Annotated in this window: 16 protein-coding genes and 1 pseudogene; 6 read left to right on the top strand and 11 right to left on the bottom strand. The window is 32.9% G+C overall.

What is annotated here, in order from left to right; genetic code table 11:
* Window positions 1-20 precede the first annotated feature (20 nt).
* Together ACM6UH_RS01865 and ACM6UH_RS01860 are read right to left on the bottom strand one after the other, a co-directional pair.
* Window positions 21-1,007: a DUF4352 domain-containing protein gene (locus ACM6UH_RS01865; protein ID WP_141711947.1), complete on the bottom strand. Its 987-nt coding sequence runs from the start codon at window positions 1,005-1,007 to the stop codon at window positions 21-23.
* 452 nt (window positions 1,008-1,459) lie between these two features.
* Window positions 1,460-2,347: a LysR family transcriptional regulator gene (locus ACM6UH_RS01860; RefSeq protein WP_433911989.1), complete on the bottom strand. Its 888-nt coding sequence runs from the start codon at window positions 2,345-2,347 to the stop codon at window positions 1,460-1,462.
* 94 nt (window positions 2,348-2,441) lie between these two features.
* Between ACM6UH_RS01860 and ACM6UH_RS01855 the strand changes: the two genes are divergently transcribed.
* On the top strand, window positions 2,442-3,650 hold the full coding sequence (locus ACM6UH_RS01855; protein ID WP_074381770.1) for an MFS transporter: 1,209 nt from the start codon (window positions 2,442-2,444) through the stop codon (window positions 3,648-3,650).
* 297 nt (window positions 3,651-3,947) lie between these two features.
* On the opposite strand, the gene ACM6UH_RS01850 is transcribed toward ACM6UH_RS01855, so the two are convergent.
* Together ACM6UH_RS01850 and ACM6UH_RS01845 are read right to left on the bottom strand one after the other, a co-directional pair.
* Window positions 3,948-4,922, bottom strand: a complete 975-nt coding sequence (locus tag ACM6UH_RS01850; protein WP_002482113.1) for a tRNA dihydrouridine synthase — start codon at window positions 4,920-4,922, stop codon at window positions 3,948-3,950.
* Window positions 4,923-5,118: 196 nt separating this feature from the next.
* Entirely contained in the window at window positions 5,119-6,255 is a 1,137-nt protein-coding gene (locus ACM6UH_RS01845; RefSeq protein WP_048787506.1) for a YbfB/YjiJ family MFS transporter, read from the bottom strand.
* Window positions 6,256-6,474: 219 nt separating this feature from the next.
* Between ACM6UH_RS01845 and ACM6UH_RS01840 the strand changes: the two genes are divergently transcribed.
* Both ACM6UH_RS01840 and ACM6UH_RS01835 read left to right on the top strand, forming a co-directional pair.
* Window positions 6,475-7,278: a DUF3100 domain-containing protein gene (locus tag ACM6UH_RS01840; RefSeq protein WP_047504821.1), complete on the top strand. Its 804-nt coding sequence runs from the start codon at window positions 6,475-6,477 to the stop codon at window positions 7,276-7,278.
* A gap of 5 nt (window positions 7,279-7,283) precedes the next feature.
* A complete protein-coding gene (locus ACM6UH_RS01835) occupies window positions 7,284-7,736 on the top strand; it encodes a hypothetical protein (protein WP_047504824.1) in 453 nt (150 codons plus the stop codon).
* A 220-nt stretch (window positions 7,737-7,956) separates the two neighbouring features.
* On the opposite strand, the gene ACM6UH_RS01830 is transcribed toward ACM6UH_RS01835, so the two are convergent.
* The 3 genes from ACM6UH_RS01830 to ACM6UH_RS01820 are packed head-to-tail and all read right to left on the bottom strand — an operon-like array spanning window position 7,957 to window position 11,523.
* The gene (locus ACM6UH_RS01830; RefSeq protein WP_011302159.1) at window positions 7,957-8,304 is read right to left on the bottom strand and encodes a DoxX family protein; all 348 of its coding nucleotides are present in this window, start codon (window positions 8,302-8,304) and stop codon (window positions 7,957-7,959) included.
* A gap of 20 nt (window positions 8,305-8,324) precedes the next feature.
* Window positions 8,325-9,458, bottom strand: coding sequence for an Ig-like domain-containing protein (locus ACM6UH_RS01825; protein ID WP_069805320.1), 1,134 nt, complete (start codon window positions 9,456-9,458; stop codon window positions 8,325-8,327).
* 34 nt (window positions 9,459-9,492) lie between these two features.
* On the bottom strand, window positions 9,493-11,523 hold the full coding sequence (locus ACM6UH_RS01820; protein WP_174538692.1) for a cell surface protein: 2,031 nt from the start codon (window positions 11,521-11,523) through the stop codon (window positions 9,493-9,495).
* A gap of 358 nt (window positions 11,524-11,881) precedes the next feature.
* On the opposite strand from ACM6UH_RS01820, the gene ACM6UH_RS01815 reads away from it, so the two are divergent.
* Window positions 11,882-12,124, top strand: a complete 243-nt coding sequence (locus ACM6UH_RS01815) for a hypothetical protein (RefSeq protein WP_011302155.1) — start codon at window positions 11,882-11,884, stop codon at window positions 12,122-12,124.
* Window positions 12,125-12,275: 151 nt separating this feature from the next.
* Here the strand turns inward: ACM6UH_RS01815 and mqo are convergent, their stop codons facing one another.
* From mqo to panB, 3 genes are all read right to left on the bottom strand, one after another.
* Window positions 12,276-13,763: a malate dehydrogenase (quinone) gene (gene mqo / locus ACM6UH_RS01810; protein WP_011302154.1), complete on the bottom strand. Its 1,488-nt coding sequence runs from the start codon at window positions 13,761-13,763 to the stop codon at window positions 12,276-12,278.
* 249 nt (window positions 13,764-14,012) lie between these two features.
* Window positions 14,013-14,861, bottom strand: coding sequence for a pantoate--beta-alanine ligase (gene panC, locus ACM6UH_RS01805; protein WP_011302153.1), 849 nt, complete (start codon window positions 14,859-14,861; stop codon window positions 14,013-14,015).
* On the bottom strand, window positions 14,858-15,670 hold the full coding sequence (gene panB, locus ACM6UH_RS01800; protein ID WP_011302152.1) for a 3-methyl-2-oxobutanoate hydroxymethyltransferase: 813 nt from the start codon (window positions 15,668-15,670) through the stop codon (window positions 14,858-14,860). Before panB ends, panC begins: the two co-directional genes overlap by 4 nt.
* Before the next feature lie 82 nt (window positions 15,671-15,752).
* On the opposite strand from panB, the gene ACM6UH_RS01795 reads away from it, so the two are divergent.
* Entirely contained in the window at window positions 15,753-16,610 is an 858-nt protein-coding gene (locus tag ACM6UH_RS01795) for an oxidoreductase (RefSeq protein ID WP_011302151.1), read from the top strand.
* A 258-nt stretch (window positions 16,611-16,868) separates the two neighbouring features.
* Complete coding sequence (locus ACM6UH_RS01790; protein ID WP_011302150.1) at window positions 16,869-17,291, top strand: DUF2871 domain-containing protein; 423 nt, start codon at window positions 16,869-16,871, stop codon at window positions 17,289-17,291.
* 351 nt (window positions 17,292-17,642) lie between these two features.
* Here ACM6UH_RS01790 and ACM6UH_RS01785 read toward each other — a convergent pair.
* Window positions 17,643-17,780 (bottom strand): annotated as a pseudogene (locus ACM6UH_RS01785) (gluconate permease); the annotation flags it as partial.
* Window position 17,781: the final 1 nt, after the last annotated feature.

Here is a 17,781-nt window from a genome sequence, read left to right as displayed (position 1 = left end):
TTACCTCTTTCATTTTTAGTTTATGCTGCGTCATCTTCTGATGTATCTTCATCCGTTGTATCTTCTTCTTCGATTTTCTTCATTTCTTCTTCGTATTCTTTATCTATAGCTTCCATTTCCTCTTCATACTCTTTTTCATCTTGTTCCATTTCTTCTTCTAAAGCTTTGTCTTCTTGCTCCATTTCTTCTTCTAAAGCTTTATCTTCTTCATCCATTTTCTTATCATATAATGCGTCAACACGTGCTTCTAATTGATCATATTCGATTTCTAACACATCATCGTCTACATGATTCATTTTTTCACCATCAGTTAATGCGTTATATTCATCCACTAGTGCGTTATACATTTCTGCTGAATATCCTGTTTCTTCACTTTCAGTATCTTCTGAGTCTTCATCTGTTATTTTTGGTTCTTCGCTATCTTCTGATTCAACATTAGTGTCTGTTTCCGCTTCATCATTCGACTCATTACTATTAGCTACAGATGCTTCCTTGATATCTGTTTTTTTAATTTCCCATTTAGCTTTTACATTATTGAATTTTGGCGTAGCATCCATCTCTAAAGTATAATTATCACTATCCGGCACATCATAAGTTATGTATCCAGAACCAGTGTTCCCTTTATTTAATTGATGAGAAAAGCCTGCATTCGTATCGTCATTACCAAACCATTCTTGATAATTTTCATTATTTACCTTCATGCTAAAGTCAGATGAATCCATAAGCACCTGATCTTCATTATTATTTTTAAATTTCAAATACACTTTAATAACTTTTCCGTTTTCTGGTGCACTATATTCGTCATAATCATTAACATATTCAATTTTAGTTAATTTCACTTGCACACCATCTGCATCAACACCCTGTCCAATTTTAAACTTTTTCATTTTGCTAGTTGCTTTTGATTTATCTGAATCTTTATCCGCGCTTTTTGCTTCATCATTTTCAGTACCACAACCAGCTAATACAAACATAACCATTATTACAAAAAATAATAATCTTTTCATATTATCCCAATCCCCCAATTTTATTCTTATTATTTATTTAATGTGTTTTACTCCATTTTAAAATTAATTATACACATACTCTATAATCTTATAACATTTTTAATTAAAATCAATAGTTTTTAAAAGAAATTTTTTACCTTTTAAAATATTTTTGAATTGCGTATATAAAATGACTTAAAATAACAAAATAACCGTACAAAATTTATTTGTACGGTTATTTTGTGTAATTATTTTTGGAATTTTTAATACTAAACGAAAAAGTATGTATCTCATTCCTTTTCATCTTGATTGTGAAGCCACACCAACAAATACGCCTCACTATTCGTAATAATGAGGGAAGCGATGTATAAATGAATGCTTATTTTTATCACGCGTAGTATAACACCACAGCAAGTAAGAAAGAAAAATGGAAGTTAACTCAAATATAGTTAATTATTTAAATGATTATGCCTCTATTTTTGTATCTTTGAAAAATAATAAATCAAACTTTCTTTAGTTTTATTTATTATTGGAACCTTGTTACTTTTATTTTTATAACACAATCCTATCGTTCTTTTCGCATCATGATTTTTTATTGGAATTTGTTTCAAATTAGGTAAGCGCACATCCCTCAAATGTGGCAATATAGATACGCCCAGTCCAGAACTGATAAATGTCGCTATTGTAATGACTTCGTCACCTTCAAAACTAATTTCCGGTGTAAATTGATATGCTTTTAATATTTCATCTACTTGTTGTCGTAATAATAAATTAGGCTTTAATAATATGAATTTTTCATTCACCAATGCTTCAATAGCAATTTCACTACAATGGCTTAACCTATGCTGTTCATGTAATGTCACATATAATTTTTCTACAATGAGCGGTTCAAAATGCGTATTCTGACTTGTTTCAGAAATAGTAGTAATAATCATATCCACTTCCCCGTCATCTAACATTGTAATTAAGCGTTTCGCATCATATTGTATCAATTTCAATTGGATATTTGGATATGCTAAATTAAATGACTTTAAAAATTCTAATATATAGGTCACGCCCACTGAATGTAAAAAACCTATGACTAATTTCCCATTATATACATTAGTAGCATCAAGCACATTACTTTTATAGATATCCATTTCATTGATGATATTATTCGTCGTTTTTAAAAATGCGATACCGTACTTATTCAGTTTAATCGTTCTTCCAACCCTGTTAAAAAGTGGGATGCCTAGTTCCGCTTCTAAGTTCTTTATCGCCCTACTCAACGTTGATTGACTTACGTTTAACATTTTTGCACACTCTGACATATTTTCAGTTTGTGCTAATTGCTTAAAGTATTCAAAGTGATGCCACTCCATCTCAACAACCCCTTATGCATATTGTGCATTCATTAAATGAAAATAATGCATTTTTTATATTATTAATTACATGCTAACATAAATACATCAGATCATAAGCGGGGTTTTAACATTGGACGATTTAAAAAACAACTATGTCAAAAAAGGATCACAGGCTTATATAAAAATCATTGTTGCCCTGTTCATTTCAGGATTCACTATATTTTCAATTCTTTATAGTGTGCAGCCACTTATTCCACATTTTACAAATGCTTTTAATGTAAGCGAAACCGTTGCTAGTTTAGCGCTGTCTGCAGCAACAATCACCTTAGCGATTGCAATGCTGTTCTTCGGTGCACTATCAGAAGTTTTAGGTCGCAAACCGATTATGATATTTTCTGTTATATCTGTGTCACTTTTAGCATTGGTGCAACCTTTTATTTTAGATTTTAATACTTTTCTAATCGTGCGCTTGATACAAGGTATCTGTTTAGCAGGGCTCCCTTCCATAGCAATGGCTTATATTGGCGAAGAAATTTCTTCACATAATTTACCTGAAGCTATGGGAATTTATATTAGCGGTAATGCTTTTGGTGGTGCTTTTGGGAGGATATTCACTGGTTTTATTTCTAGTATTTATGGTTATCAAACAGGTCTAATTTCAATAGGTATTATTAGTGTGATTGCTGCAATTCTTTTTACATTTCTATTACCTGCATCTAACCATTTCGAAAAACAACGCTTTTCTGTCAAAGCATTATTAGTGAGTTACAGTAAACATTTGAAGAATATTAGATTATTAAAACCATTTATGATAGGTTTTTTGCTTTTAGGTTGTAACATTGCAGCCTTTAACTATATCGGTTTTGTATTAGCGGATGAACCCTATCATTTACATGATAGTGTGATTAGCTTTGTTTATTTATTATTTTTAATCGGTATGATTTCATCTATACTTAATGCAAAATTAAGAGCACAACTTGGGACTTTAAATGCTTTGAAATTTAGTATATTGCTGCTCATTTTCGGTATTTGGATCACACTTCTACCGCCATTACCCTTTAAAATACTAGGTTTAGCATTTAGTGTTTATGCGTTTTTCAGTGGTCATGCAATTGCAAGTGCAGTTGTTACAAGTCGTGCCGAAGATCATAAAGCACAGGCATCTAGTTTATATTTACTTTTCTATTACATGGGGTCATCTGTCGGTGGTACTTTAGCAGGGATTTTTTATGGCGCTATTCAATGGCCTGGTGTTGTATTGATGATTACAGCATTTATGATCATTGCCTTTATCATCGCGCTTACTATAAAACAAAAATAAGAGAATAGAACAGAAATCAAATTTTCTAGTAGAGATTTGTTAGTTACATCCCTGCAATGTTGGCTGGGATAAAGGGTTACCCTAATCTAAAGGTCATATATAAGAACGACGCGTTTCTCTAAAAATAGAAAATAGTCTCTTTAAATAAGTGAGACTTTATATTTTCAATTCTGTCACCTACTACCTAATTGCAAACAGAGTCCGAGACAACTATCTATGCCTCAGACCCTCATTACTATAATAAAAAGCTAACTCAGAATCCTTATGATTTCAGAGCTAGCTTTTATTTTTGATATTTTATTTGACTTGTTCCGTTTGTGCTTCAAATTCATCAAGTAATTTCCGAGCATCATCTGTCGTATTCGTACTCATCAATTGATGTCTTAATTCACTTGCACCTCGGATGCCTCGCACATATATTTTAAAGAACCTACGTAATGGCTTAAACTGACGTGGTTCATTTTCAGTATATTGATCGAACAAATCAAGATGTAATCTCAATAGTCCAAGTAACTCTTCACTCGTATGTTCTCTTGGCTCTTTTTCAAAGGCATATGGATTATGAAAAATCCCACGGCCAATCATTACGCCATCAATGCCATATTTTTCTGCAAGTTCAAGTCCTGTCTTTCTATCTGGAATATCTCCGTTAATTGTTAACAACGTGTCTGGTGCAATTTCATCACGAAGCTTTTTAATTTCACCAATCAATTCCCAGTGCGCATCTACCTTACTCATTTCTCTACGTGTACGTAGATGAATCGACAAATTTGCAATATCCTGTTCAAATACATGTCTCAACCAGTCTCGCCATTCATCAATTTCAGAATAACCAAGACGCGTTTTCACACTTACTGGTATACCGCCTGCTTTAGCTGCTTGAATAATTTCTGCAGCTATTTCAGGACGTTGAATTAAACCCGAACCTTTTCCTTTTGTCGCAACATTTGGCACAGGGCAACCCATATTCAAATCGATACCTTTAAATCCCATCTCTGCCATACCGATACTCATTTCTCTAAAATGATCTGGTTTATCTCCCCAAATGTGAGCAACAATAGGCTGTTCATCTTCGGTAAATGTTAAACGCCCACGCACGCTATGGACACCTTCAGGATGGCAATAACTTTCTGTATTCGTAAACTCAGTAAAAAATACATCTGGTCTGCCCGCTTCACTAACCACATGACGGAAGACCACATCAGTAACGTCTTCCATCGGCGCTAATACAAAAAATGGACGCGGTAATTCACGCCAAAAATTTTCTTTCATATATAATTAAACCTTCTTATCTATTATTATCTCGAATTTTTATCCATGACGATATTACCACAAAATGTCAACTTACACAAAAAGATGATAACCAATAAAAAGACTACACACATATATCTTCAGAAGCCTTTTATAGATATAAATCATTCTTGCTTTGATATTATGACATGCTATACAAAAACACTTTGCACAAAAGTTAATCTGTTACTCTATAGCTATAAAAACTACTTAATAAGCCGATACACAGTATAACTGCTGCAAATATTAATGCTGCATTATAATTACCTGACTCGCCAATTAATACACCTGAAAAAGCAGGTGCAATCATTTGTCCTAAACTATATATGACAGTTAATGAAGCGACTAAATTAATTTTACTAGCACTTTCAAACATCAGCGTTTGTGCTTTAGACATGAATAATGTCGTCAAGCCAAGGAATGTTGCTCCAAAAAATAGCGAACTAATCACCAAACTCATCATACTTCCTGAAAATACTGGCAATACCACAGCAATAATTTGTAGGATAAACGCCAAATATATTGCTTTCGCATGCCCTAGCTTGTTAGCCATCATCGACCACAAAATCGTTGACGGAATTGCACCTAAACCTACAAACATCCAACTTAAAGCTGCATAATCGGCTAATTCGGGTATAGATTTAACGATGGCTACTAAGAAAGTACCCGTTATAATATATCCTGCACCTTCACAAAAATATGCTATTGAAAATCCCCAAATAAATTTTTTCTTCAACTTAACCGCTACATTATTTGTGTTATTTGATGAATTGGAATCTTCATTTTCAGTGATTGGATTTTCACGCATTCCAAATAATACAAAACTTCCCATAATTAATGAAAAAAGACTAAGTACAATCCAAGTCATCTTCCACGTGTCAGCACTAGTATAGATGAAAATAAATATACTACTTGTAAAAATTCCTAAACCTACACCACTGTACAATAAACCTGAAATACCATCTTTCTTAGCTACTCTTAACGCCTCAAGGGCTACATTTGATGCTAAGACAAAAACAGTACCACTTGTTATCCCAGAAATGAGGCGTAATATGGTCCAAACTGTAAAATCATCCAATAACCCCATCATTAAGGTTGAAATGATATTTATAAATAAATAAATTTTCAAATCTGTAACTTTGTTCACTATAACTAACCACATAGGTATGATAGCACCTATTAAATAACCTAAATAGTTGATTGTTGCCAATAAACCAGCACTTTGATTATCCATATGACCTGTTTGTTGCATAAATGGCATTATAGGTGTATATGCAAAACGTCCAATTGCCATCACTATAAATAAACAAACCATCCCTAATATGAGTTGTCGGTATGCGTGTTGCACTTTCACCACCACTTTCTAACTATAATGATTCCATTATACGCCTAAGCTTTCACTTTACATATATTAAATTCCAAAAATATATGAATCACTTCTACCCCCTTTTAATTTTCGAATTGTAAGTATACAATAGATGCTATTAATATTTAGAATTTTCTTTATATTCAGATTATTTTAGGGGTGATTGATTTGGAACAACAAAACAACTTATGGAAAGATTGGAGATTACATAGCATCGTTTTGGTCATAGTCATTATTTCCGAAGTCATCGGTGCACATAAAATACCTTTGGGCATGACATCAATCCTCTTATTACCCGTAGTGTATGCTGTACTATTAGGTTTAGCTGTTTATTTCACGCCATTGATTAAACACAAACAAGCTAAAAATTCTGAACCTATGGTGTTCATTTCTGTAGCTTTACTTATAGCAAAATTTGGTGTAGAAGCCGGACCTGCTTTACCCAAAATTATTGCTGCTGGTCCAGCTTTGATACTTCAAGAAATTGGTAATTTAGGAACCATTGTATTTTCTTTACCTTTAGCGATTTTACTTGGACTTCGTCGTGAATCTATCGGTATGACCCACTCTATAGGGAGAGAGTCTAATTTAGCTTTAATCACTGAAAAATTCGGCATTGCCTCTCCTGAATGGCGAGGCGTTATGTCCATGTACATATTTGGTACTATTTTCGGCGCTATCTTTTTCAGTATATTTTCTGGCATCATCATTTCAATTCTACCTTTAAGTCCCATTGCTTATGCTATGGCAACAGGTGTGGGAAGTGGTGTAATGACTGCTGCCGCACTTGGTCCTCTGGTAGAAATGTATCCAGATCAGACAAGCACAATCACAGCTTTTTCTGGTGTAAGTAATTTACTCACGTCCGTGACTGGTTTATATGTCGGCATGTTGATTGCACTACCTTTAACTAGAAAATATTATAGTTTAATCATGAACATCAAAAATAAATTTACTAAGGAACAGGAGTGATTAGGATGTCATCAAAAGTGATGAATTGGATACTTACTTTATGTGTTGTCGGTATTATTTCTTTATTAAGTAACTGGATAGGCTATAGCATTATGCCATTAAACGCTTTACCAGGCATTCTTTCACTCATGGCCATCGCATTACTAGGATTAATTCTCCGTGACATCGTGCCTTTTAATATCCCTAGTATTGCCTACATAGGCATTATTGGCTTGTTATTAACTATTCCAGGTGTGCCAGGTGCAGCACATATAGTTGAATGGACTGAAAAAGTAGACTTATTATCACTCGCAACACCTGTCGTTGCTTATGCAGGTGTTTCAATTGGTAACTCTTGGGCAGATTTCGCAAAGTTAGGGTGGAAAACAGTTGTTGTGGGTATTGTCATTTTAATAAGTACATATATTGGTTCTGCCTTAGTTGCGGAAATCGTATTAAGAATACAAGGGATTGTATAAAATTTTCGTAGATATAGTTTGGCAATGATGAATAGATAGTTCAAAATAGCCTGAGACATAAATAGATGTCTCAGGCTATTTTCCAATTAGATTGATATGAATACTTAAATAACTAACACTAATACCATAAAATTGATATTTTAATTTTCCTATAAATCATCAACTGACTATTCAACAAAGATGCCTAAGACAATGTCTTATGTCCCTGGTGCCAAAGCTTTTAAACTATCAATAGATAAATCAATATAATCAAATTCAAAACAAATAATACGATGGCTGGTATTGCTTTTTTAATAGGGTCTTTCCCAAGGAATACAAGTGAACCTGCACCTGCCAACATAGTTAAAGCTAATAAAATACTCGCAAATATAGCCAATGGTATATAAAAAATACCAACAAGCATTGCTATACCACCTATAAGTTCAAACAGCCCTGTAATTTTATTAAAAATTGGTGGATAACCTAATTTTGCAAATTCCTGTTTCATAGCACCAGATAATATTTTCAAGCCTGTCATTATAAAAAAGATACCTAAAATAATTTCCAATATGATAATAATAATCCCCATAACAAACACCTCATTTCATTTTATTTACGAGATACCAATCCAGAAATAATATAAGGTGTGACACTTTGAATATATGTCTCAGCTGGAACATCACTAAATCCATGACACCACTTTTCAGAAGCTCTATAAATACTTGCGCTTAACATACTCGCTGAAAGCTGACGAATACTATCATCTTCAAGTAAAATTGAAATTTTATCATTGATATTTAATGTTATATCTTTTGGTAACTTAATTTCATATTTACCATGACTATTCACTCTACCAGTAATTCGTTTACCATTTGGAAGATTGATAATCACTTTTGTATTTGGCTCTCCTTGACCTGTGATTATTGTATCTGTATCTGTCAATTCATCTACAATCGGTGCATTAGGCTCAGTCTTATCGATTACTATCACGCTTGTTTTATTAGATATATTACCTGCTTTATCTGTAATATTGATAATAAGAATTTCATTACCTAATAACTTAATTTCACTTAGTATGCCTATAGAAAAATCACCTTGTTCATCTGCTTTTCCAGTAATAATTTGTTTATTAGGGAATTGAATTGTCACGCTTGCATGAGGCTCTGTTTTACCTATAATTTGAATATCGTTACTTGTGACATTATCAACTTTTGGTGCTTCTGGCACCGTTTCATCAGCGACATCTTTCGTTGTTTTTGGTGATTCGTTGCCTGTTTTATCTGTTGCCTTGGCGCTAACTTCTCCTCCGTTGTTTAGTGAACCTGACGGAATATCGACGATATAGTCGCCTTGTTCATCAGCAATTACTGTTACTTTTTGACCATCTAGGAACGTCACTTCTACTGTTGAATTTGGTTCAGACTCTCCAGTTATTTGAGTGTCGTTACTTGTGAAATCTTTCATTGTTGGTGCCATCGGCGCTGTTTCATCCACTATATTTCTTATTGTTTTTGGTGATTCGTTACCGGCTTTGTCTGTTGCTTTGGCACTAACTTCCCCACCATTGTTTAGTGAACCTGCTGGAATATCGACGATATAGTGGCCTTGGTCATCTGCAGTCGTTGTCACTTTTTGGCCGTCCGGGAACGTAATTTCAACTGTTGAATTTGGTTCAGATTCTCCTGTAATTTGGGTATCATTACTTGTGAAATCTTTCATTGTTGGCGCTAATGGCGACGTCACATCTTCAACTATGACAGAATTCGAAACATTACTATTAATGCCATTTTTTTCTGCTATTGCTGTTAAAATAGTTCCTGCTTTTAATGGTTTTTAAATTAATAATACTTGTAGTTTGTCCATTATTTAATATCGTCTGACCAACAATAACATTATTTTCATCTTTAATAATGATTGTTGAGCCCTCAACACCATTAATTTCAATTTCCTTACTTTGATCATTCACAGGATTTATGCTAGGTTTAAGTATTTCTTTTATATCTATAACTTTGAAAGTGTTAACTTCATCATTAGTATAATTTGGAGATTCGATAGCTATTGTATAGGTCCCTGGTTTTAATTTCGGAACTTGCATACTGAATGTACCATCCTCATTTAAAGTATCTATACTTATTAATGTGCCGTTTTCATCTAGTATTTTCACTTTTTGTTGAGGCGCTAAAAAATCTAAATTTACTTTACCAATTACTGTAGTATCTTCTGTAGTTATATCATCGGCTATAGGTTTTCCTACTAATGGAGAAGTCCCATAACGTAATACTTCGTCACCATCATTTTTACCGTCACCATCCGTATCTTGATTAAAGGGATCCGTGTGTGATTTATGAAATTCAAAGTTATCTGTCAAACCGTCTTTATCTAAATCTTGAATATAATATGTAGATGATCCGAATGTATTTTTAAACATCCCACCATTCTTATCTGTCAGATACCCATAGAATGCAAAGTCTTCTTTTACTTTTGTAGTATTGCTAATTAAATTACCATTTTCGTCATATTCAGCATTTCTTGTTAATATATTATTTGGACTTTGATTATATTTGATAACCAATCTAATGCCCACTGTTTCCGGTAATGCATTATTAAATACAATTAAATCATTTAAATTACTACTTGTAATTGACCCTCTACCATCTTTATCTATTGCCAAATCAGCGACTTTATTTTTAGGGTAATAGGTTTTATCGAAACCACTCACTCCATAAAAGTCATAACTATGTAATTCAATTGAACCAATATATGGAACAAGTTTCGGATCAATTTGGTAGTGATATCTCCATTGTTTATTTAATCCTGAATCTATTAGAGGGCCACCATAATTAAAAGTTCCATTTTTTAATATTTGTTGGTCTACCGTAATACCACCAAATTCACCAATATCGGAATCAAATTGGATAGCACCACTACTTGCTTTAAATGCACTATTCGCAGTATCAGAGTTTGATGAGACAATACTATTAATTAAAGTTTCAGATGGCGTTAGGAAATAACCGCTAGTTTCAGAAGTTTTAATCTTTTTGTTTTCTTGTGAATCTTTTACATATATTAAGTAATTTAACTTATCACTATGGTCTTCCATTTTTTCTAATATGTTCCGTACGGTATCGTCCAATTCTATTTTTCCGTTTTCAGCTGTGTACTGACTCAATATTTCCGCTCCACCAAAAAGGCCACCACTAGCTCTAATAAAGTTAACTTGCCAAATATTTGTTGCCTTACACTCTTTATTTGCCAGTCTTACTAATTCCACTGATGAACTACGACCGGATGGGTTTACAGTTATTTTCTTAACATGGTTTGCAATAATGGGATCTAATTGTAAATTAATCTTATAAACATCTCCTGAATTTGCTCCTGTTAAATAACTATGTATTTGGAAAGGTATTGTTTTACTGTCTAACACTTCCTTCGTAGTTAATGGTTCTGGCTGAAAAATTAACGTTTGAAATGTATAGTTGTCAGAATAATCCAATGCTTCCAATGAACTATCTTCTATCATTTCTCTTACACTTTTTGTTACTACAGGGTGATACAAATCATGTTTAGCAAGTAGCTTTCTTAATTTTATAATATCTTTATCAGTTAATTTTTTATAAGCTCTTGATGTTCCAATTATATTTTTATTAGGAGTTTCACTTTTATTTACTGTTTTTATATTTTCAAAATCAGTCGTTGCTCGTTTCACAGTTACTTTGGTTTTAATGTGATTATTGGTTTGAGATTGGTTATTTAGATTCTCTTTCGTTCTTGTTTGAATGGCATCTTCCTGAATCGCATCATTCTCCATTTTTTTATCATTTATAGTTCCATTAAAATGACCAACATCTTCCGTTTTTATCTCTGTAAATTTTCGATTATTATTTTCATTTGGCTTAAGTTTTTCATCTTGTTGTTTATCTTGTTTTTCATCCTTTAAAACTGCTTCATCGAATTTTTTGTCTTCTACATTATTTCTAATAATATTATTTTCACTAATTTGTATTTTTGATATTTCACTATTTTTTCAACGTGATTATTATCTTTATTTACCACAGAGATATCGTTCTCATTATTATCCTTATTTTCATTAATAAGGTATTATTGAAATTGTAAAAAATCAAAACTTATTAGGTAAACGTTATTTACTATCTGGATATACCTATTCTATGGAAGCATTAGCGCAAATTTTATCAGAAGTTGCAAATTCAAATATATCCTATGACCCAGTGACACTTGAAAAATTTGGAAAAATGTATGATGAACCTAAAGGATTCGGTCCTTTACTTGCCTCCATGTATAAAGCCGGAGAAATGGGATTACTTGATCAAAGTAGCAACGATTTTGAAAAACTTACTGGAGAAAAACCAGATACATTTGAAACTTATTTGCATAAGCATTATAAAAATTAAATTCAGCTACAATCTCCCCCTACATACTTTAATACTATGTAGGGGGATTTTTCTATATTGACTATTAGACCATGTGTTCATTTATAAATCTTTACTTCAGGCCACAAAAAATCCCCTTGATGCCACAGCACACCAAGGGGTATATTTTTGACTATTTATGATTTAATTCTAATTCAGCATTACTTGCTTGACGTATTTGTTTCAATAAAGCATAGTCCTCAATTAATGATTGACCATAAGATGGAATGATTTCTTTTAGTTTAGGCTCCCATTGTTTAAGTTGTTCTGGGAAGTTTTTCTCAATAACTTCTAAAGCAACTGACACTGATGTAGACGCACCAGGAGATTCACCTAATAAAGCAATCACAGAGTGATCTTTTGAATTAACTACTTCTGTACCAAATTGGATAAAGCCTCTGCCGTGTTCCTTAGTATCTTTTATAACCTGAACACGTTTACCTGCTTGCATAATATCCCAATCCTCATCTTTAGCATCTGGAACAAAGCGACGTAATTCTTTCATACGGTCTTCTTTTTTAGCTAACACTTCTTGGATTGAATATTTAATTAATGGGAAGTTTTTCGCTGCAGCTGATAACATCGTTATAACATTACTTGGATTGATAGATTTGAATAAATCTAAGTTTGAACCATTTTTCAGGAATTTTGGTCCAATTGCTGCGAATGGTCCAAATAGTAATGAATTTTCATCTTGAATATAACGTCTATCTAAGTGAGGTACAGTCATTGGTGGTGTACCTTCAGGTTCTTTACCATAAGCTTTAACTTCGTGCTTAGCTACAACTTCAGGATTATTACATACTAAGAATTCTCCCGTGATTGGGAAACCGCCTAAATGTTTACTTTCTGGTATACCTGTTTTTTGTAATAATGGAATCGCTGCACCGCCAGCTCCAATAAATAAGTAGTCTGTAATATGATGTTCTACTTTTTTCGTTTTAAGGTCTTTAATTTTAACTTCCCATTTACCATCTTTACGACGACTAAAATCTTGTACTTCATGACGATAGAAAAGTTCTGCATTGTCATGTTCACTTAAATTTTTAGCCATTTTTCTAGTCAATTCACCGAAGTTAACATCCGTACCTTCATCAATTTTACTAGCCGCTACGGTTTCATTTGGATCGCGACCTTCCATCATTAGTGGCATCCACACTTTTAATTTTTCATGATCTTCTGTATATTCGATACCTTTAAACATTGATAAAGGAGATAATGCTTCAAAACGTCTTTTTAAAAAGTTTACGTTTTTATCACCTTGAACAAAGCTAATATGAGGTAATGGTCTAATAAAGGCTTGCGGATTTTGAATTTGTTTACTTTTCACTAAATGAGACCAAAATTGTTTTGAAATCTCGAATTGTTCATTAATTTCTTTCGCTTTTTCAACATCAATTGAACCATCTTTTTGCTCTACCGTGTAATTTAATTCACATAGTGCAGCATGTCCAGTACCTGCATTATGGCGTTCATTAGAACTTTCAATTGCAGGTTTGTCGAGTCTTTCAAAAAGTTTAATATTCCAATCTGGTGCAAGTTCTTTTAATAATGTCCCAAATGTCGTACTTAAAACACCAGCACCAATTAAAATAACGTCTTTAGAATTCTTTTCACTCATCATTTTTCCACCTTTCGTATTTACTTTTCAATAAGTCATTTATAATAATTAATAGCGATGTATATTCATATAGTAACTATTTTACGTATAATTTATCTATACCCTATACTACCTATTATTATCATAAAACTATTTTCCTTGATAAGAATCTTCCATATTAATGATAAAACAACCATCTATAAATGTAAAATCTATATTGCAATACTATAAATCATAACATTTATATTTATTCAAGATTAAATAGCGTTATTATCCTTCAATAATAATATTGTCAATTAAGCGCGCTTTACTAAATTTGACAGCGAGTGAAATAAAAATGCTGTCTTTGATTTGTGTTTGCTCGACAAGTTCTGGATAACTATATATTGCAACTGTTTCTATCGTTCCACTTGTATGTTCTGTTAAGTAGTCCCGTGTCGCTTTGATAATTTTTTCGCTATTACGCTCTCCATTTTTATAAAGCGATTGTGCTAGACATAAACTTTTATACAGGTGAACCGCTTCTATACGTTCATTTTTAGTAAGATAGATATTACGCGAGCTTTTCGCTAATCCATCATCCTCTCTAACAATATCTACACCTTTGATTTCAATTGGATGATTGAAGTCCTCTACCATTTTTTCTACTATTGCCAACTGCTGTGCATCTTTTTTACCAAAATATGCTTTATGCGGACGTACAATATTAAATAATTTATTAACAACCGTTACCACACCATCAAAATGTCCTGGACGTTCAGCACCTTCCAAAACGGATGCAAGTCGGCCTGCTTTTAATTCAATTGTCGGTAATTCTGGATACATTTCTTTAACAGTTGGATGAAAGATATAATCCACGCCTACAGATTCAGCTTTTGCAGTATCACCTACAATATCACGTGGGTAAGAATCTAAATCTTCGTTCGGACCAAACTGTAATGGATTGACAAATATACTAATAATCGTCACATCATTTTCATTCAATGATAATGACATCATCTTTAAATGCCCGTCATGCAATGCCCCCATGGTAGGAATAAACCCAACTGAACGACGCTGATTATGAAGGTTTGCTATAATACTTCTCATTTCTTCTATTGTTGTAATTAACTGTGTCATTCTGTAACCTCATTCATAATTTGCTTTTTATAGGTATGGGCCTCACCAGGAAATTGTTCCGCTTTCACCTCATTGTTATATTGCTTTAATGCATCAATGCCCACTGAGAAATCACCAAATTGTTTAACAAATTTCGCTCTATGTTCTACAGCATAATTTAATAAATCATGATAAACCAATACTTGTCCGTCTGTTTCTTTTCCTGCCCCAATACCGATAACAGGAATATCTAGTTTATCTGAAATTTCTGCAGCTAAATCGCTTGGGACTGCTTCAAGAACTAACATCACAGCGCCCGCTTGTTGCACAGCATAGGCATCTTCAATAAGTTGTCGTGCAGCTTCTTTATTACCAGCTTGCATTTTATATCCCATAATACCAACACTTTGTGGTGTTAATCCCAAATGTGACACAACTGGAATACCCATATTGCTACAATTTTTTATATATTGAGTTAAATGTGCACCTTCTGCTTTGATTGCATTGGCATCTGTTTCTTTATATAGTTTTACCGCTATTTCTAAATCATATTGATCATTGACACCTACTGCCCCGAAAGGTACATCCACGATCAAATATGTATTAGGTGCACCTCTTCTAACTGCTTTTGTATGATGGATCATATCTGCTACAGTAACCTGAACTGTACTATCATAACCTAATACCGTCATTCCTAATGAATCACCAACTAAAATGATGTCTATATCAGCCGCTTCGACTTGCTTCGCACTTGGATAATCATATGCTGTCACCATTGAAATTTTTTCTTTATTCACTTTTAAATCTTGTAACTGATTTAAAGTTTTCATTTAAAATCAACTCCACATTTTGATATATTTACATTGTTATCCATATATTAACCAATCTTTTTAGAAAAGGAAATAAAATAATATGAACAATGTCGCAATTATAGGTCCTGGTGCAGTAGGAAGTACCATTGCATTTGATTTAAGAGACGCCTCATTAAATGTAAAATTACTTGGTCGCCGCAATGAAACGCTTCACTATTATTCAAATAATGCTCTTGACACTAAGTATCAACTAGACGTGTGCGCACTTAATGAATACCATGAAACCGTAGACTTCTTATTTATCACTGTCAAAATTCCCCAACTGGATACCGTTTTAACATCGTATCAACATTTATTACATAAAAATACGATAATTATCCTCGCACAAAATGGACACGGCCAATTACACAAATTTGATCATCCTTATGTATATCAAGCTGTCGTATATATTAGTGGCCAAAAAACAGGGAATACCATCACACATTATCGTGATCACAAATTAATATTAGACCAAAATGCACATACGCAAGCATTGCATCAATGTATATCCAATTCTTCTCTTAATATTGAACTTACCACTGATATCGATAACGCTATTTGGTACAAGTTACTCGTAAACTTAGCAATTAATAGTGTTACAGCCTTAACTCGTTCTACTGCATCAGTATTAGAAGTACCAGGGATAAAAAAACTCTGTGAACAATTACTCTTAGAAGGCATTAACATCGCCAAAGCTGAACACGTACACTTTGAACCAAACATTGTAAATACAATACTTAATATTTATGATGGCTACCCTGCTGAAATGGGCACAAGCATGTACTATGATATAGTTGATGGCAGATCCTTAGAAATTGATGGTATTCAAGGCTATCTATTCTATAAAGCAAGAAAACATCATTTAAATACACCTATTTTAGACACGATATACCACCTACTCCTTGCGCAACAAAAATAAATAATAGCACTTTTAATATTCAACTTTAATTAACATGAGCGAGACGGAACAAACCATTTGAAATGATTGTCCCGTCTCGCTTTTGTTTCTTTAATAGGTACTCAGTCCTTAATACAAAGAACTCTGTAATGTATATAAGCAAAATGACATGATATTAGATAAATATGACCTTTGTTATGTCTTTTTTCTAAATTGTTCATATTGTGTTCATAAATTAACTTTATATTGTAATTATTAACAAATTGGAGGTACACATTTATGAAAAAATTAATGTACAGTTCTGCTTTTTATACTTTATTAGGTTTACTCAGTGGGCTATTTTACCGCGAAATGTCAAAAGCAGAAAACTTTAGCGGATACTCACAATTGAACATCACACATACGCATTTATTAGTATTAGGCACCATCATGTTCTTAATATTTATGATTATCGAATTTCAATTAAAGTTAACCTCAAACAGACAATTATTTAACTATTTCTTTTATATTTTCCATTTAGGTGTATTAATTACGGTTACGATGCAATTTATAAATGGCATCGCGGCTATGAAAGATTTTAATGTAAGTCCTGCTATCGCTGGCATTGCTGGGTTGGGTCATATTATGATTACGCTTGCTTTTATATTATTCTTTGTTTTATTAAATAAAAGAATCAATGCGTATACTGGTAAAAACGTATAATAATATATAATAAACCCTGCTTTCGCTATGATGTGAAAGCAGGGTTTTTAATGAGCAAAAATAAGTAACAATCCTAAAAATGCGATAAATAAATATAGCCATTTATCAAAATGATAATCTAATGTGTGGCGTTTGCAATATTTACCAATTAACACTGAAATAAGTAAAAACGGACATGCTAAGAAAAATAAAGGGTAATGTAGCACTTGTCCAAATATCACCTGTACCCTGTCCGATAACAACTAAAATGGCTGTTATTAAAAAATGAACTTGTATGGTGCTGCTTAATGTTTTTACAGATAAGCCAGTTAAAGTACTATATATCACTACTGGCACACCATGTGAATTATAAAGACTGCCTAGCACACCAGTAAGCATAGATGTAATAATGAGTGCAATAAATGTATTTAATTTAAACCACATGATCAGCATTAACAAAATAAGTACACCTATCATCACAGCAATTAATGGCCAAATTTCTCCCAACATA

The sequence above is a fragment of the Staphylococcus sp. LKG4-2 genome (assembly GCF_050955665.1).
Taxonomy (GTDB): domain Bacteria; phylum Bacillota; class Bacilli; order Staphylococcales; family Staphylococcaceae; genus Staphylococcus; species Staphylococcus saprophyticus.
The sequence above is the reverse complement of the archived record's forward strand: the minus strand, read 5'-3'. Positions and strand labels throughout refer to the sequence as shown.

Coding starts and splice junctions, on each gene's coding strand:
- ACM6UH_RS01790 (WP_011302150.1), top strand. CDS start 16,869: ATGAAAAAATTAATGTACAGTTCTGCTTTTTATACTTTATTAGGTTTA.
- ACM6UH_RS01845 (WP_048787506.1), bottom strand. CDS start 6,255: ATGGTTTGTTTATTTATAGTGATGGCAATTGGACGTTTTGCATATACA.
- ACM6UH_RS01835 (WP_047504824.1), top strand. CDS start 7,284: ATGTCATCAAAAGTGATGAATTGGATACTTACTTTATGTGTTGTCGGT.
- panC (WP_011302153.1), bottom strand. CDS start 14,861: ATGACACAGTTAATTACAACAATAGAAGAAATGAGAAGTATTATAGCA.
- ACM6UH_RS01820 (WP_174538692.1), bottom strand. CDS start 11,523: ATGGAGAATGATGCGATTCAGGAAGATGCCATTCAAACAAGAACGAAA.
- mqo (WP_011302154.1), bottom strand. CDS start 13,763: ATGAGTGAAAAGAATTCTAAAGACGTTATTTTAATTGGTGCTGGTGTT.
- ACM6UH_RS01850 (WP_002482113.1), bottom strand. CDS start 4,922: ATGAAAGAAAATTTTTGGCGTGAATTACCGCGTCCATTTTTTGTATTA.
- ACM6UH_RS01815 (WP_011302155.1), top strand. CDS start 11,882: ATGGAAGCATTAGCGCAAATTTTATCAGAAGTTGCAAATTCAAATATA.
- ACM6UH_RS01795 (WP_011302151.1), top strand. CDS start 15,753: ATGAACAATGTCGCAATTATAGGTCCTGGTGCAGTAGGAAGTACCATT.
- ACM6UH_RS01860 (WP_433911989.1), bottom strand. CDS start 2,347: ATGGAGTGGCATCACTTTGAATACTTTAAGCAATTAGCACAAACTGAA.
- panB (WP_011302152.1), bottom strand. CDS start 15,670: ATGAAAACTTTAAATCAGTTACAAGATTTAAAAGTGAATAAAGAAAAA.
- ACM6UH_RS01865 (WP_141711947.1), bottom strand. CDS start 1,007: ATGAAAAGATTATTATTTTTTGTAATAATGGTTATGTTTGTATTAGCT.
- ACM6UH_RS01830 (WP_011302159.1), bottom strand. CDS start 8,304: ATGGGGATTATTATTATCATATTGGAAATTATTTTAGGTATCTTTTTT.